2 pseudogenes are annotated in these 798 nt (G+C 63.5%); both read left to right on the top strand.

The window, feature by feature from the left end:
• Window positions 1-265 (top strand): annotated as a pseudogene (locus GFY24_RS40875) (hypothetical protein); the annotation flags it as partial.
• Between the two features lie 110 nt (window positions 266-375).
• A pseudogene (locus GFY24_RS40870) lies at window positions 376-798 on the top strand (IS3 family transposase); the annotation flags it as partial.

Below are 798 nucleotides of genomic sequence, written 5' to 3'. Positions count from 1 at the left end.
CGAGGGCCTGTATCACTCGCACGTGCTCGACTGGACCCGGTTACGTGACGCGGGATCGTTGAACGCGTTGGCCACCAAGCCATCTGGCCCGAAACCCGCCAAGTCCGACGCTGATCGGCGGGCAGAGAAGCTGGAGGTCGAGAACGCCCGCCTCGTCGCGGAGTTGGCCAAGGCCCGCCAGGCGAACGAGGTCCTGGGAAAACTTGCCGAGTTCTTGGAGCTGCTATCCAACAACTCGGGCAACGACAGCAAGCAGACCCCCTGATCGATACCGCCGTCACCGACCTCAAACCCTTGGTCGGTGTCGTGGCGGCCTGCCGGCTGACCGGTAAATCCCGTGCCACCCACCACCGCCGACACCACCCGAAACCACCGGTGCCGGGCCCGGTGCGGGCACCGGCGCCGCATCCGGCGGCGTTGACGGACACTGAACGCCACCACGTTCTGTCGGTGCTGCGTCAGGACCGGTTCGTCGATAAATCCCCTGCTCACGTGTGGGCGGTGTTGCTGGACGAGGGAAGGTATCTGTGTTCGATCTCCACGATGTATCGAATCCTGCGCGCCAACAACGAGATTCGTGAACGCCGCCGTCAAGCCAGCCACCCTCCCCGGGCGCGCCCGGAGTTGGTGGCGACCGGACCCAATCAGGTGTTCAGCTGGGACATCACCAAGCTGAAAGGCCCACACAAGGGCCTCTACTACGACCTGATGGTGATGTTGGATATCTTCTCCCGCAAGGTCATTCACCATAAACTCGTGCCGGAGTCCGCGGTGGCCGCGCAGGTGTTCATGTGTGAG

Source organism: Nocardia sp. SYP-A9097, from assembly GCF_009649815.1.
Classification (GTDB): Bacteria; Actinomycetota; Actinomycetes; order Mycobacteriales; family Mycobacteriaceae; genus Nocardia.
This window is presented reverse-complemented; position numbering and strand designations above follow the sequence as displayed.